The following is a 15,967-nucleotide window of genomic DNA, read 5'->3' as shown; positions in this document are numbered from 1 at the left end:
TTCCGAGAACTAGCAGAAAGTTTAAATAACCGTTCCATCAAGCTTATCTAAAAGTCATTGCAAATAAATGAACGTCCGGCTACAAACCCATCATCAATTTGATAAATTAAATGTAGCAGCTAAAAGAGTTGCTTCAAAGTTAATTTAAGTTAAATATGCAACATATTTCTCACAAATGCCACTTTTATTTAGCTACCGGTAGCACTAACACACTTTCACCCTGCTCAACTCCATCTTGTTCTTTTTCAAGAACAATTAAACAATCTGCATGCGCGAGCTCAGACAAAACCCCAGAACTTTGTTTTGCAAACGGAGTTACCGCAATGGGTGTCCCTTGTTCATTCCTTTGGATACTTGCTCTTTGATAGTCTCGACGACCTGGGCGCTTTTTAATCGCTTTATTTGTCGGTAAATAGAGCGTATTAGTTGGCTGAGCTTGTTGACTACTCATAAGTCGAAGTATAGGTAAAGTTAAAATTTCAAATGTGACAGCCGATGATACTGGGTTACCTGGCAGTCCGAATAAGAATACTGTGTTTTGTTGATGTTTAATTGAACCAAAGGCAAAAGGCTTGCCTGGTTTCATTGCGACTTTCCAAAAATCAATTTCGCCAAGCTCGGCAAATGCTTTGCCAGTATAATCAGCAACCCCAACCGACACCCCACCACAAGTAATGATAGCATCGCACACAGCAGCAAGTTTTTTTATACCGGTTTTAATCGCCTCTAGCTCGTCTGCAATTACACCAGCGTCAAGCACATCAAAACCTGCTTGCTTTAACAGTGCTTTTAACATTGGCCTATTGCTATCGTATATTTGCCCTGTTTTTAATGGCTCGCCAGGCTGAGCTAGCTCATCGCCTGTTGTAAAAATACCAATAGTTAACTGCTTAATGACTTGGATGTGCTTGAGACCTAACGAGGCCAAACAACCTATATCAATCGCAGATAATTTGCGTCCGATGGCAAAAATAGTCTCACCTTGACTAATATCATCACCACTTCTGCGAATATTATCTCCAAGTTTTACACCTTTAGTTAGCTCAATGCAGTTATCGTCAACTAGACGAACATTTTCTTGCATTATCACAGCATCGCAGCCAACTGGAATTTTACCACCCGTCATAATACGTGCACATTCACCAGCTTTTATCTCGGTATCATTGGGTTTACCAGCTAAAATTTGGCTAACTACTTTATATCGACTATTTGCAGACTTAGCAGATAAGTTTAGTGCGTAACCATCCATAGCTGAGTTATCATAAGCAGGTACATTGATTGGCGAACAAATAGTTTCAGCCAAAACTCTGCCTAAAGCATCCTGCAAACAAACAGTTTCAGTTTGCTTAATGGGGCGTACTGCATTAGCCATTCTGGTTAATGCTTGATCAACCGTAATAAATATATCGTTGTCGCAATTCACTGCTACACTTACCCTTAAAATATTGTTTGTATGCAATTACCAACATGGAGATGGTTTTACTATGAACCCACTTGATAACCTTTCTATTCAGCACCGCAGTTTACTCAACTTAGGTGTTACATTAATTGGTATCGTCATATTGGTCACTTTTCTGTTCAATGAATTCGAAAAGCTTGGAAAACTTAATCACACCTTAGTTCATTTATCCGAATTAGAAAGTGATGTGCAATCGCTGCGTAATACAGCCAGTAGATTTCAATCTGAAAAAGACCTTGAATACGCAGATCAGTTTAAACAAGAATATCAACAGATTACCAACAAAACGAATGAACTGAGCGAAATTTTTATTGCGCAAAACTTATCAACTTCAGTAATCCAAGTATTTAGTAATAACATTCAACAGTACAGTAAATTGTTCGTCCAAGTTGTCTCACATCAAACAAATATAGGCTTAGATCCTAAATCGGGTCACTACGGCGCATTACGTCAAGCGGTTCATAACGTGGAAAGTGAAGTCAAAGCACTGAGTGAATACGAACTACTAAGTCAAATGTTGCAATTACGCCGAGCTGAAAAAGATTTTATGTTAAGGCTAGATAAAAAATACTTGGATAAATTTAACGACAGCATCAATGTATTTTCGCAAAAGCTGGCCGCTTCCACTATCTCAATACAGACACAACAAAAAATCGCGCGCTTAATGCAAGACTATGCACTAAACTTTGAAAAGTTTGTGCAAGCTCAAGACACCTTGGGCTTAGACCTAAACTCAGGTTTAGTTGGCAATATGGTCAGGCTATCTGAGGATACGATCAATGCTTTGTCCAAGCTCAAGCGAGAAACACAACAAGAAATAACCGATAAACAAAACAGCATATTTGTTTTTACCATCTCAATGGCCAGCATTGTTGTCATCATAATCTTCGCTTTAGGTATCTTTTTATCAAGACATATAGTTAATCCAATCAACCATCTATATAAATCAATAGATACAATACGCAGGACAAATGACCTTACCATCAGAATAAATGTCAAAGGACAGAACGAGATAAGTTACTTAGCGCACAGCTTTAATGAGCTGCAATCAGAGTTTTCTCAGGCAATTAATTATATTCACCATGCAACGGAATTGCTCGAATCTGCCTCTATCGATTTAAACGACATGACCACCAGAACACAAGACGCGACAAAAACTCAGCAAGACGAAGCAGATCTTGCCGCGACCGCAACTAATGAGTTGCAATCAACGGTGGCGGAAATTTCCAGAAACACCGAATTAGCTGCTAGCAATGCCGCAAGCACAGCTCAGCTAGCCAAAGAAGGTAAAGGCCAAGTAGAACATACAGTTAAGTCTATCCAAAATTTGGCATCACGCGTTGGTAATGCAAACTCTGAAATTCTGCAATTAGATGAAGACAGTAAAACCATTGGCAACATTATCGAAGTTATTCAAAACATAGCGGAGCAAACAAACTTACTAGCACTAAACGCTGCAATTGAATCTGCTAGAGCGGGTGAACAAGGGCGAGGTTTTGCAGTTGTCGCTGATGAAGTACGTAATTTAGCTATGCGTACTCAAGAATCAACTAAACAAATTGAACAAAACATTGCTGGCCTACAAAGCCGCTGTGGCAGCATAGTCACAACACTTCAAGCTTGTTTAACTGACAGTGAACAATCGGTTACTGAGGTAAAATCTGCCAGTCGTATGCTGCAAGATATTTCGTCAGAGATTAATCAAATTTCAGATATGAATACAACAATTGCTTCAGCAGTAGAAGAACAAAATGTTGTGACCGAAGAAGTTAGCCGTAATGTGACTAATATTAGAGATTTAGCAGTAGAGATACATGGTATGGCTGCCACCAATCAGGATATTTCGTCTAAGCTGAATACCAGCTTAGACGAGCTGGTGACATCTGTTGCTAAGTTTAAAATTAATTAGTTGCAACTTCATTGATTAAACGGCGCAACCAAATGTGGCTTGCGTCGTGATGTAACAATGGCGACCAAATCATATCTAATTTGATTTCTGGTAGCTCTAATGGCGGCTCCATAATCGCGATATTTGGCTCGTGCACATAATTTGCTGTCGCGCGTCTTGGTACAGTCACCAACATTTTTTTCGCTAAAGCCAGTTGAATTGCAACATGGTAATTACGCGTGAACACTCTGATATTACGTTTTTTACCTAACTCTTCGAGCTTTTCATCTACCCAGCCAAGTTTCTGAATATCGGTCGGGTCCATACCCAAACCAACACCAAAGCCGGTTTTACTCACCCAAATGTGCTGAGCATCGCAGTAAGCATCTAAATCCCAGTTTTCAATTGCTGGGTTTTCTTTGTGGGTTAAACACACAAAACTATCAGACCAGATCACCTTTTGATGGAAAGATAACGGCAAATCATCAAATCTATTGATTGCCATATCAATTTTACCTTCTTCAACATCATGGAAAGTTACGTCACTTGGTGTCATTACATCCAAAGTTACGTTTGGTGCTAACTCCTGTAAGCGAGACAACAATTTCGGCAATAAAGTAGAAGCCGCATAGTCACTTGCCATAATTCTAAATACACGTTCGCTGCGAGCAGCGTCAAATGGATCTGTTGGCTGCAAAGCTTCTTCTAAATCTAATAATATTCGACGAACGGTCGGCTGTAATCGACGCGCTTTTTCAGTTGGCGACATACCGTCGGAGGTGCGTACCAACACTGGGTCATTTAGTAATTCGCGTAAGCGTTTTAAGCCATTACTCATTGCTGGTTGAGTAATACCAAGTTGTTGCGCTGCTCGAGTTACATTTTGCTCTCTCAGCAAAACATCAAGGTAGATCAATAGATTAAGATCAATTTTAGAAATATTCATTTAGATTATAGATTTTCGCAAGCCAATTAACATGGTGAATGTTAGTAAGTTTTTGCTGAATGAACAAGGGGGGAAACAAAAAATACTTATAAAAAGTGTGGAAATGAGCTTAAAAGCAATCTGCTCGGATCAGTTCCGAACAGATTGAACACTAATAAGAAGCTTATTCAGCAGCTGAATCGTCTTTTTTATGTTTTGCCGCAGTTTCTTTGATCAATGGCTGCAATTCGCCTTTTTGGAACATTTCTAAAATAATGTCACAACCACCAATTAACTCACCTTCAACCCAAAGTTGTGGGAAAGTCGGCCAATTTGCATACTTAGGTAGCTCAGCACGAATGTCTGGGTTTTGTAAAATATCAACATAAGCAAAAGGTTCACCACAATTCATCAATGCTTGAGATGCTTGAGCAGAAAAACCACAACTCGGTAATTTAGGGCTACCTTTCATATAAATTAAGATAGGGTTTTCACCAATTTGTGTTTTAATTTTTTCGATTGTTTCCATAAAGCTGTTACCAATTTAGTTAAACTAGATGGCGATATTGTAGCGAAAAATAACTCAACCCCCTAGTGCTATCTCTAATTCACTAAACAAATGTTGAAAATTGTTGCCCTGATTTGCGATTAGCACTTGAGAATTAACCAATAAGACCTTACCTTTATCTTCACAATAAAAAGTATGATAATTCCCTATAAAATATAAGGTTTTATCTTGTGGGTTTTTATTGAACAACACGCTTGTTTATTACTAGAGCCAAACGGAGAAAAAGACTATGGCATTTGAATTACCAGCATTGCCTTACGCAAAAGACGCATTAGAGCCGCATATTTCTGCTGAAACAATTGAATACCACTATGGTAAACATCACCAAACTTATGTAACTAAATTAAATGGTTTAGTTGAAGGTACTGAGTTAGCAAACAAATCTTTAGAAGAAATCGTTAAGACTTCTGAAGGTGGTATTTTCAACAATGCAGCGCAAATCTGGAACCATACTTTCTACTGGAACTGTTTAAGCCCAAATGGCGGTGGTGAGCCTACCGGTAAAGTTGCTGACGCAATCAATGCAGCTTTCGGTTCATTTGCTGAGTTTAAAGCGCAATTAAACGACAAAGCAGTTAACAACTTTGGTTCAAGCTGGACTTGGTTAGTTAAAAACGCAGACGGCTCATTAGCTATCGTTAATACTTCTAACGCTGGCACGCCTTTAACTGAAGCAGGTGTTACTCCACTACTAACTGTAGACTTGTGGGAACACGCTTATTACATTGATTACCGTAACGTTCGTCCTAACTATTTAGAAGGTTTCTGGGCGTTAGTAAACTGGGAATTCGTTGAAAAGAACTTAGGTTAATTTCAACTTTCCGATAAGCAAAGCACACCCGTGCTTTGCTTTTAAACCCCTTATAATTCCGCCCTTTTTAACTGTTTTTTCAGCCACAGCATTTTCGATAAGTCAATCACATTTTTTTACTTTATTTTCTTGTAGTTACTTCAAAACTAGGTCTAAGCTTAATTTAAGTTAGCAAGCTTTCTAATTTCCTTAATCTTGTTTCGCGACACTATGCTGGAGGCCTTTATGGGTATTTTTGAGCACTACAAACAAAGGTACGAACTTAAGCAAGAAGAAGAATATTCTATTCAAGAATTTCTTGAACTTTGCAAAACAGATAAGACAGCTTACGCCAACGCGGCTGAGCGTTTGTTAATGGCTATTGGTGAACCAGAAATGGTTGATACGTCACAAATTCCAAGGTTAAGTCGAATTTTCTCCAACCGAGTAATCGCCCGCTATCCAGCCTTCTCTGAATTCTATGGTATGGAAGAAGCTATTGAACAAATAGTTTCTTACTTGCGTCATGCCGCTCAGGGCTTAGAAGAGAAAAAACAAATACTCTATTTGTTAGGCCCGGTTGGTGGTGGTAAAAGCTCGCTAGCCGAAAAAATTAAAAGTTTAGTTGAAAAGTGTCCAATTTATGTGATTAAAGGTTCACCAGTTAATGACCACCCGCTTTGTTTGTTTGACGTAAATGAAGACGGCGAACTGTTAGAAAAAGAATACAAGATCCCACAGCGCTACATTAAAACCATAATGTCACCTTGGGCACGTAAACGCCTACACGAATTTAATGGTGATATCTCACAATTTAAAGTAGTGAAAGTTTATCCTTCTGTGCTTGACCAAAGAGCAGTTGCTAAAACCGAGCCAGGTGATGACAACAACCAAGATATTTCCGCACTAGTGGGTAAAGTAGATATTCGTCGCTTAGATGAATATGCCCAACACGATCCAGACGCTTACAGTTACTCAGGTGCTTTATGCCGAGCGAATCAAGGTGTGATGGAATTTGTTGAGATGTTTAAAGCACCGATCAAAGTGCTACATCCATTGTTAACAGCCACGCAAGAAGGCAACTACAATCCAACTGAAGGTATGTCGGCTCTGCCGTTTGACGGTATTATTCTTGCCCACTCGAATGAATCAGAATGGCAATCATTTAGAAACAATAAAAACAATGAAGCATTTTTAGACAGGGTATACATAGTCAAAGTACCTTATTGTTTGCGTGTTTCTGAAGAGATTAAAATTTATACCAAATTAATTGAAAGCAGCGAATTAGCCTCAGCACAATGTGCGCCCGGTACGTTAGAAACTTTGGCACAATTTTCCGTGTTATCTCGGGTCAAAGCACCAGAGAATTCGAGTATTTATTCGAAGATGCGTGTATACGATGGTGAAAGCTTAAAAGACACAGATCCAAAAGCTAAATCTTATCAAGAATACCGCGACTTTGCCGGTGTTGATGAAGGCATGAACGGCTTATCCACCCGCTTTGCCTTCAAAATACTCTCGCGGGTATTTAATTTTGATCACAGTGAAGTTGCCGCCAACCCAGTACATTTATTTTATGTGTTGGAGCAACAAATTGAACGTGAGCAGTTCCCAGCCGATTTAGCAGAACAATACCTAGAGTTTTTAAAAGGCTATTTGGTTCCTAAATACATAGAGTTTATTGGCAAAGAAATTCAAACCGCATATTTAGAATCATACTCTGAGTACGGGCAAAACATCTTTGACCGCTATGTGACTTATGCTGATTTTTGGATCCAAGACCAAGAGTATCGAGATCCAGAAACAGGCCAACTATTTGACCGTAGCGCGCTAAATAACGAATTGGAGAAAATTGAAAAACCAGCTGGTATCAGTAATCCCAAAGATTTCCGCAACGAAATCGTTAACTTCGTATTACGTGCTCGAGCTAAACACTCAGGTAAAAACCCGAGCTGGACAAGTTACGAAAAACTTAGAACCGTTATTGAGAAAAAAATGTTCTCAAACACAGAGGAGTTATTACCTGTAATTTCATTTAATGCTAAAACTTCATCTGAAGATCAGAAAAAACATGATGACTTTGTCGCCCGTATGATGGAAAAAGGTTATACGCGTAAACAAGTTAGATTATTGTCTGAATGGTATTTGCGTGTACGTAAATCATCATAATTTAGGTGTAGATCAGTATTGGGTTAAACCTAGTCGCTAGGTTTAACCAATCTCAACCTATAGCAGACAAGTTAAGTAGTGAGGATTGTATGGCGAATTTTATCGACAGACGTCTAAACGCAAAAAATAAAAGCACAGTAAACCGTCGCCGTTTCCTGCGCCGATACAATCAGCAGATAAAAGAAGCCGTATCGGATGCAATAAATAAGCGCAGTGTTACCGATATTGAATCAGGCGAAAGTGTCAGCATTCCAAAAAGAGATGTATCAGAACCTTTATTCCACCAAGGTAAAGGTGGAGATAGAGATATGGTGCATCCAGGAAACGACCAATTTAAACCAGGTGACCAAATAAAACGTCCGCCTTCTGGGCAAGGTGGTGGCGCAGGTGAAGGCCAAGCAAGTCAAGATGGTGAAGGCGAAGACGAGTTTGTTTTCCAAATATCTAAAGACGAATACCTAGATATTCTGTTTGAAGATTTGGAGTTGCCTAACTTAAAAAAGAATCAACTCGCCAAAGTGACAGAGTACAAAACGGTTCGCGCTGGTTTTAAAGCAGACGGTAATCCGTCTAGCATTGATATTGTGCGCTCGTTAAAAAACTCGTTAGCTCGCCGCACTGCAATGGCTGGCAAACACAAGAAACAATTAAAAGCTGCACAGCAACAGCTAGAATTATTGTTACAAGCACCTGAAGAAAACCAAGCTGACATTCAAATTCTTGAACAAGAAATAGAAGAAATAAAAGCTCGTATCAAAAAAGTCCCTTTTATCGACGAGTTTGATTTGCGCTACAAAAATTACGAAAAACAACCAAAACCAACTAGCAAAGCTGTGATGTTTTGTTTAATGGATGTATCTGGCTCTATGGATCAAGCCACTAAAGACATGGCCAAACGTTTTTATATTTTGTTGTATCTCTTTTTAACTCGAACTTATAAAAACGTTGAAGTGGTTTATATTCGCCACCACACCCAAGCAAAAGAAGTGGATGAGCAGGAGTTTTTCTACTCGCAAGAAACCGGCGGTACTATAGTTTCGAGTGCGATAAAGCTAATGCAAGAAATAGTTGCCGACCGCTACTCACCACATGAGTGGAACATATACGCAGCACAAGCATCTGATGGTGATAATTGGGCAGACGATTCGCCATTATGTAAGGAGCTACTACACAACAAAATTATTCCTTTTGTTCGTTATTATGCCTATATCGAAATTACTGCGCGCAACCACCAGAGTTTGTGGCGTGAATATGAACAATTAGCAGCCGAACACGAGAACTTCGCCATTCAGCATATTCGCGAAGTTTCAGATATTTACCCAGTGTTTAGAGAGCTTTTCAAAAAACAGGTCAAATAAGGTGAGTTTATGGCAAAAGCAAAAAAACCTTTGAGTGATGGGCCAGATTGGACCTTTGAACTGTTAGAAGAATATCATGTTGAAATTAAACGGGTGGCAGAACATTACAAACTAACCACCTACCCTAACCAAATTGAAATTATTACTGCTGAACAAATGATGGATGCTTATTCGAGTGTTGGTATGCCAATTGGTTATACCCACTGGTCGTATGGCAAAAAATTCATTCAAACGCAGCAAAACTACAAACGTGGTCACATGGGGTTGGCTTATGAAATAGTCATAAACTCAGACCCATGTATCTCGTATTTAATGGAAGAAAACACCATAACCATGCAAGCACTGGTTATGGCACATGCTTGTTATGGGCATAATTCCTTTTTCAAAAACAACTATCTGTTTACCACTTGGACGGATGCCAGCTCAATCATTGATTATTTGTTATTTGCCAAGAACTATATTTCAGAGTGTGAAGAAAAGTACGGCATAGATAAGGTAGAAAAAACCGTTGATGCTTGCCACGCACTCATGAATTTTGGGGTAGACAGATATAAACGCCCACAAAAAATTTCGATTCACGAAGAACAAAGAAGACAAAAAGAGCGAGAAGCTTATTTGCAATCACAAGTGAATGATTTGTGGCGGACCATTCCAAAAAAATCAGTTGAGTCAGAACAAAAGAAAATTCGTTTTCCCAAAGAACCACAAGAAAACTTGTTGTACTTTATTGAGAAAAACGCCCCCATGCTTGAACCATGGCAGCGTGAAATTGTGCGCATTGTGCGTAAAATATCCCAGTATTTTTATCCACAAAAACAAACCCAAGTAATGAACGAAGGTTGGGCAACGTTTTGGCACTACACCATACTCAATCACTTGTACGACGAAGGTTTAGTCACTGATAGATTTATGCTGGAGTTTTTACACAGCCATACCAACGTAGTATACCAACCGCCATACAATAGTAATTATTATTCAGGCATAAACCCGTATGCCTTGGGTTTTAATATGATGGTGGATATTCGCCGTATATGCGAAGAGCCAACCGAAGAAGATAAACGTTGGTTTCCAGATATTGCAGGTTCAGATTGGTTAGAAACTTTACATTTTGCGATGGAAAATTTTAAAGATGAGAGTTTTATTTCGCAGTTCTTATCGCCCAAGGTCATGCGAGATCTCAAGCTATTTCATATTAAAGATGACGATCAACAAAACTACATAAATGTGGAGTCGATTCATAATGAACAAGGTTATCGAGATTTACGTGAATCTTTATCACGCCAATATAATTTGAGTAACCTAGAACCAGATATTCAAGTACATAGTGTGGATGTAAGCGGCGACCGCTCTTTAACCTTAAGATATAAACCACACCACAGAATACCACTAGCTGATAGTAGCGCTGAAGTATTGAAACATCTCTATCAGCTATGGCAATTTGACGTTAAGCTTGAAGAAGAAAAAGCCGACGGCTCAGTTGTGATCTTAGAGCGCTGCCCTGGGGTTAGTAAAAAAGTTGAAATTGATTAAAGCCAGCAAGTGAATCTAGCACCCAAACACCAGCTTATCGCTGGTGTTTGTGGTACTTAAGCTGAATTGTGAATAATCAATAAGGGAAGTTTGGATTACCCAAAGTTCAAGTTTCCAAAAACATGCTGAGGATTATTTAACCACGACAGATTCAGCCAATGTTGGCATATTGTCTCGGTATTGTTGAAAAATCTCACCTGAATTGACCCCATAACGACGAATTAACTCAGGAGCCGCGTTAAAATCACCTTGCTCTGCCAGTAATTTAAAATCTTGATAAAAAGTTTTAGCTAAGCTTCGCGCTTCGGCATGAGAGAAATAAAACACACCTAATTTATCATAGAGTGTTTTAAAGCCATTGATAATCAGCACATAGATAAGATTATTCGAAGCCATTGCTAACGCGTGATGGAATTTGTAATCGTATTCTGAATACGCCTCACCTGTATCATCAACTTGCTCCAAATCAGCCAAAAAGTCTAATACTTGCTGAGGATTATTTTTAATTGATGCACGAGCATAAATGGTTGCAACATTTGTGCGCGCAGATAACAGATTATCAACGAGTTTGTCGGCATTCTGAGTATCCAAACGAACCACAGTTTCTAGAATATTGAGTCCTGAGGTATACCAAACATCATTCACTTTAGTTGATTTACCATGCTGAATAGTTAACCAGCCATCTCGGGCTAATCTTTGTAAAACTTCACGTAAAGTTGTACGGGTTACGCCAATTTCTTCAGATAATTCACGCTCTGCTGGCAAAATAGTGCCAGGTGCGTATTTGCCATTCCAAATAGATTCAACTAAATACGCCTCTGCAAACGCTGCAGGACTCTGAGCCTTGATGTACATATGTCTTCCCCAACCGAATTAATGCTGCATTTCGTCGAACGTTCAACCGCGCTTGTTTTAAAAAGTGTAGCAAAGATAACCGACAGGTCTAACCTCTCGCTCATTTAATTACAGAATTTCCCTGTTACATTTCAGCCAGCAGTTTTATCAGTAAAATACGCAATAATCTAGCCCAATTCTTGTATGACCATTATAAAATTTTCTCATTGGTCGAAATAGCCTAATTGCAACTTTGTCATGTTAACATAACAAAAATTGCCTTATTTAGTTTTCTCTATGTTATTAAATTATACCCAAGCAGGTGCTGGTAATAACCTAGTGTTATTACACGGATTATTCGGTAGTTCAGACAATTTAGCTCAATTGGCCAAGTACTTATCGGAATTTTTTCTCGTTACCAATATAGATTTACCTAATCATGGGGCTTCCGCACATAGCCCTAGTCACAGCTACTTAGACATGGCTAGGGATCTAACAGACACGCTAGCAGCATTAAACATTGATAAGTGTCATTTGTTTGGCCATTCAATGGGTGGCAAAGCAGCAATGACATTTGCGCTACTGAATCCAAAAAAAGTAGCAAGTCTAATAGTAGAAGATATCTCACCCGTGACCTACCCTAACCGCCATCAAGATGTTTTTGATGCACTGACTGAGCTGAATTTGCCCCAACTAACAAGCCGTAATCAAGCTGTAAGTCAGCTCAACCAAAAAATAAACAGCATGGGAATCAGCCAATTTTTAGCAAAAAATCTGCAAAGGAATGGCGATAGCTGGCAATGGAAAATGAACTTGCCTGTGCTGCAAAAGGCTTATCCAGATATAGCAGCTTTCCCACAAAATATTGGTCAAGCCTATCAGGGGGCGACTTTGTTTATTAAAGGTATGGATTCAGATTATATTACCGCTGAGCATCAAAATGACATTTTGCAGCGTTTTCCCAAAGCACAAGTAAAAGTGATTCAAGGCACTGGCCACTGGATCCACGCAGAAAAGCCGAATATTTTTAATAAAATTGTCGCTGATTTTCTGCAAAAACAAGAGTGTTAATAATTTTTATGGTATAGTTCGGCCACTAAAAATGATTCTCAGTTAACCGATTAAAAACAGCCTATCTTATGACATTCGAGCAATTTGAAACTTTAAGTTTTTACCTAGGTATTTCAGGTCTATTTTTACTGATTGGGCTCGCAATTAAAGATGTTTTACAAACCGGTGATGTACCTTTGTTTGGTAAAATTATGGTTTGGTTGGTGCTGTTTTTAGGATGTGCGGGTTTTCTGGTTAAAGGTTTAATACAAGTATTTTTTTAAGATTTGTAGAGAGAGATTAGCATGGCAGTTGTTGGTTTATTTTTTGGTAGTGACACAGGTAATACTGAGGCCGTTGCCAAAATGATCCAAAAAGAATTGGGTAAAGACATTGTAGCGGTTCACGATATCGCTAAATCAACTAAAGAAGAAATTGAAGCATTTGATTTCTTATTATTTGGCATTCCAACTTGGTATTACGGCGAAGCGCAATGTGACTGGGATGACTTTTTCCCAGACCTTGAAGAAATTGACTTCAATGACAAAATAGTTGCTATCTTTGGCTGTGGCGACCAAGAAGATTATGCTGAATACTTCCTTGATGCTATGGGCATGGTACGTGACATAGTTGAGCGTAAAGGCGCAACTATTGTTGGTCACTGGTCGACCGATGGTTATGATTTTGAAGCATCAAAAGGCTTAGCAGACGACGACCATTTTATCGGTTTAGGTATTGATGAAGACCGTCAACCTGAATTAACCGAAGAGCGTGTTAAAGCTTGGTGTAAACAGATTAAAGACGAAATGTATTTGTCAGAATTGTAAAATTAAAAACTCTCTAGGGTATTGTTTTAAAAACAATACCCTGTGTTTCTTCCTTCAAACAAACTTCCCTTCAAAACATTTTAATTCATATTGACCTGACTGTACCCACAGACATAATTGCGTATATACTTATATTTATTACATAATAATGACAGGTGCATATGGCAGATAGATCCCGCTTTAGTTTGTTGTTGCTTGGTGGAGGTGCTAGAGCTGCATATCAAGTTGGTGTACTTAAAGCGATTGCAGGTGAAGTACCCAGAACACATTGCACGCCATTCCCAGTTATAACAGGAACATCCGCAGGAGCAATAAATGCTACTGCATTGGCTTGTTACGCTCCTTGTTTTCATTTGGGGGTGAAAAAACTTGAGTGGGTATGGAAAAATTTCCGTACCGAAATGGTCTATACCAGTAATTTTTCTACTTTATACCGTAACGTCGTCAAGAACCTAACATCCCGTAATGAACACCCCACACTGAAACAAACCATCAGCTGGTTTGATAATTCGCCGTTACAAGCCTTATTAACTCGTTTATTAGATTTAGAGCGCATTCAACGCAATATAGACAGAGACCAATTAAGAGCTTTGGCCATTACAGCTTCGTCATACCACAGCGGCGACTCAGTGTGTTTATTTCAATCAAAAGATAATATTGAACCTTGGATAAGAGCCAAACGCCGTGGTATTCATAGCCCAATAAAAATAGAGCACTTAATGGCCTCGTCAGCTATTCCTATGGTTTTTCCATCGGTTGAACTACATGGCGAGTATTTTGGTGACGGCTCTATTCACCAACTTGCACCACTCAGCCCGTCAATTCATTTGGGTGCAGATAAAATATTTATTATTGGTATGGAGCAACCAAAAAACCGTTTTAGTTACCAAGACGAAGTCGCTATGCCGCCAACTGGTGGTGCTATTATTGGCCACCTGCTAGACACTATATTTACTGAAGCTCTCACATCAGACATAGAGCGCATGCAAAGAATTAATCAAACTCTGCATTTTATTCCCACTGAATCACGCAAAAAATGTGGGTTAAAACCTATCTCTGTCATGCAGCTTAATCCGTCGAAAAACTTTAATGAAATTGCAGCACGTCATTACAACAGCATGCCATTTTCTATTCGGAGCATTCTCAAAATATTAGGTATTAACAATAATACTGCGATTAATTCGAGTTTAATCAGTTACTTATTATTTGAACAAGCGTATTGCCAAGAACTGATTGAATTAGGTTTTCAAGACGCACAAGCGAAAATGGATGAAATTAAGAATTTTTTACAGCTGTAAAGAAAACTAACGGCGTAAAACGATTGAAGGATAAATGTTTGAGAGGATAAGCGCTTTGTGAAAAAACAAAGCGCTTGATATCCAAGCTGAATTAGAAAATTAATCTTCTAATAAAATACGTAACATACGACGTAAAGGCTCTGCAGCACCCCATAATAATTGGTCACCAACAGAGAAAGCAGACAAGTACTCACCGCCCATAGCTAACTTACGTAAACGACCAACTGGTACATCTAAAGTACCAGTTACTTTAGCTGGCGTTAATTGGTTGATGGTACTTTCTTTGTCGTTCGGTACAACTTTAGCCCATTGATTGTGGCTAGCTAACATATCGCTAATTTCATCTAATGGGATATCTTTGTTCAACTTTATAGTGAATGCTTGGCTGTGACAACGCATAGTACCAATACGCACACAGATGCCCTCTACTGGAATCTGAATACCTGAATGGCCTAAAATCTTGTTGGTTTCAGCACCACCTTTCCATTCTTCACGGCTTTGACCGTTACCTAAGTCACTATCAATCCAAGGAATTAAGCTGCCCGCTAACGGAACAATAAAGTTTTCACTTGGGAACCCTTGGTCGTTTAATTGCGCAGTTACTTTGCGATCAATTTCTAAAATTGCACTTGCAGGATCAGCAAGCTCTGCTGCAACAGATTGGTTTAACACGCCCATGCCAGCTAATAGCTCGCGCATGTGTTTAGCACCGCCACCAGAAGCAGCTTGATAAGTCATGGATGTGATCCAATCAATCGCTTTGTTTTCAAATAAGCCACCTAAGCCCATCATCATTAGCGATACAGTACAGTTACCACCAACAAAAGTTTTAACACCTTTGCTGATACCGTCTTTAATCACGTTTTGGTTAACTGGATCTAAAATGATGATAGCTTCGTCATCCATACGCAATGAAGACGCAGCATCAATCCAATAACCATTCCAACCTGCTTGACGCAGTTTAGGATAAACAGCTTTAGTGTAGTCACCACCTTGACAGGTAATCACTACATCCATTTTCTTTAACTCTTCAATATCAGTTGCGTCTAACAAAACACCCGCATCTTTACCAAAATTTGGTGCTGCTTTACCAGCTTGAGATGTTGTAAAAAATACAGGTTCGATTAAATCAAAGTCTTGCTCTTCGACCATGCGGTTCATCAAAACAGAACCTACCATGCCACGCCAACCGACTAGACCAACTTTCTTCATGAAAACTTATCCTCTATGAATTGAAAGAGTAAAAAATTAAAGCGCGATCATACATAAAA

General features: G+C 39.0%; 14 protein-coding genes. 9 read left to right on the top strand and 5 right to left on the bottom strand.

The genetic code is table 11. From position 1 onward, the window contains the following. Positions 1-184: 184 nt before the first annotated feature. Positions 185-1,423 (bottom strand): molybdopterin molybdotransferase MoeA, encoded by a 1,239-nt coding sequence (gene moeA / locus ACMZOO_RS14890; protein WP_440904118.1) that lies wholly within the window; start codon positions 1,421-1,423, stop codon positions 185-187. A 61-nt stretch (positions 1,424-1,484) separates the two neighbouring features. On the opposite strand from moeA, the gene ACMZOO_RS14885 reads away from it, so the two are divergent. Continuing rightward, positions 1,485-3,368, top strand: a complete 1,884-nt coding sequence (locus ACMZOO_RS14885; RefSeq protein WP_440904117.1) for a methyl-accepting chemotaxis protein — start codon at positions 1,485-1,487, stop codon at positions 3,366-3,368. Here ACMZOO_RS14885 and ACMZOO_RS14880 read toward each other — a convergent pair. After that, complete coding sequence (locus ACMZOO_RS14880; RefSeq protein ID WP_440904116.1) at positions 3,361-4,293, bottom strand: LysR family transcriptional regulator; 933 nt, start codon at positions 4,291-4,293, stop codon at positions 3,361-3,363. The two genes, ACMZOO_RS14885 and ACMZOO_RS14880, sit on opposite strands and share 8 nt — an antisense overlap. Before the next feature lie 163 nt (positions 4,294-4,456). Then, on the bottom strand, positions 4,457-4,801 hold the full coding sequence (locus ACMZOO_RS14875) for a Grx4 family monothiol glutaredoxin (RefSeq protein ID WP_440904115.1): 345 nt from the start codon (positions 4,799-4,801) through the stop codon (positions 4,457-4,459). 268 nt (positions 4,802-5,069) lie between these two features. Here ACMZOO_RS14875 and sodB point away from each other — a divergent pair, with 268 nt between their 5' ends. From sodB to ACMZOO_RS14855, 4 genes are all read left to right on the top strand, one after another. Then, on the top strand, positions 5,070-5,651 hold the full coding sequence (gene sodB / locus ACMZOO_RS14870; protein WP_440904114.1) for a superoxide dismutase [Fe]: 582 nt from the start codon (positions 5,070-5,072) through the stop codon (positions 5,649-5,651). 225 nt (positions 5,652-5,876) lie between these two features. Continuing rightward, complete coding sequence (locus ACMZOO_RS14865) at positions 5,877-7,799, top strand: PrkA family serine protein kinase (protein ID WP_440904113.1); 1,923 nt, start codon at positions 5,877-5,879, stop codon at positions 7,797-7,799. An 89-nt stretch (positions 7,800-7,888) separates the two neighbouring features. Continuing rightward, positions 7,889-9,157, top strand: a complete 1,269-nt coding sequence (locus ACMZOO_RS14860; RefSeq protein WP_440904112.1) for a YeaH/YhbH family protein — start codon at positions 7,889-7,891, stop codon at positions 9,155-9,157. A gap of 9 nt (positions 9,158-9,166) precedes the next feature. After that, positions 9,167-10,687 (top strand): SpoVR family protein, encoded by a 1,521-nt coding sequence (locus ACMZOO_RS14855; RefSeq protein ID WP_440904111.1) that lies wholly within the window; start codon positions 9,167-9,169, stop codon positions 10,685-10,687. A 132-nt stretch (positions 10,688-10,819) separates the two neighbouring features. On the opposite strand, the gene fadR is transcribed toward ACMZOO_RS14855, so the two are convergent. Continuing rightward, positions 10,820-11,542, bottom strand: coding sequence for a fatty acid metabolism transcriptional regulator FadR (gene fadR, locus ACMZOO_RS14850; protein WP_440904110.1), 723 nt, complete (start codon positions 11,540-11,542; stop codon positions 10,820-10,822). A 276-nt stretch (positions 11,543-11,818) separates the two neighbouring features. On the opposite strand from fadR, the gene ACMZOO_RS14845 reads away from it, so the two are divergent. From ACMZOO_RS14845 to ACMZOO_RS14830, 4 genes are all read left to right on the top strand, one after another. Further along, complete coding sequence (locus tag ACMZOO_RS14845; protein WP_440904109.1) at positions 11,819-12,592, top strand: alpha/beta fold hydrolase; 774 nt, start codon at positions 11,819-11,821, stop codon at positions 12,590-12,592. Between the two features lie 68 nt (positions 12,593-12,660). Then, on the top strand, positions 12,661-12,855 hold the full coding sequence (locus ACMZOO_RS14840) for a DUF2788 domain-containing protein (RefSeq protein WP_440904108.1): 195 nt from the start codon (positions 12,661-12,663) through the stop codon (positions 12,853-12,855). 21 nt (positions 12,856-12,876) lie between these two features. After that, entirely contained in the window at positions 12,877-13,398 is a 522-nt protein-coding gene (gene fldA, locus ACMZOO_RS14835) for a flavodoxin FldA (protein ID WP_440904107.1), read from the top strand. Positions 13,399-13,559: 161 nt separating this feature from the next. After that, the gene (locus ACMZOO_RS14830) at positions 13,560-14,696 is read left to right on the top strand and encodes a patatin-like phospholipase family protein (RefSeq protein ID WP_440904106.1); all 1,137 of its coding nucleotides are present in this window, start codon (positions 13,560-13,562) and stop codon (positions 14,694-14,696) included. A gap of 99 nt (positions 14,697-14,795) precedes the next feature. Here the strand turns inward: ACMZOO_RS14830 and asd are convergent, their stop codons facing one another. Continuing rightward, the gene (gene asd, locus ACMZOO_RS14825; RefSeq protein ID WP_016955595.1) at positions 14,796-15,908 is read right to left on the bottom strand and encodes an aspartate-semialdehyde dehydrogenase; all 1,113 of its coding nucleotides are present in this window, start codon (positions 15,906-15,908) and stop codon (positions 14,796-14,798) included. Positions 15,909-15,967 lie beyond the last annotated feature (59 nt).

It is taken from the genome of Catenovulum sp. SX2 (assembly GCF_052056295.1).
Classification (GTDB): domain Bacteria; phylum Pseudomonadota; class Gammaproteobacteria; order Enterobacterales; family Alteromonadaceae; genus Catenovulum.
The sequence above is the reverse complement of the archived record's forward strand: the minus strand, read 5'-3'. Positions and strand labels throughout refer to the sequence as shown.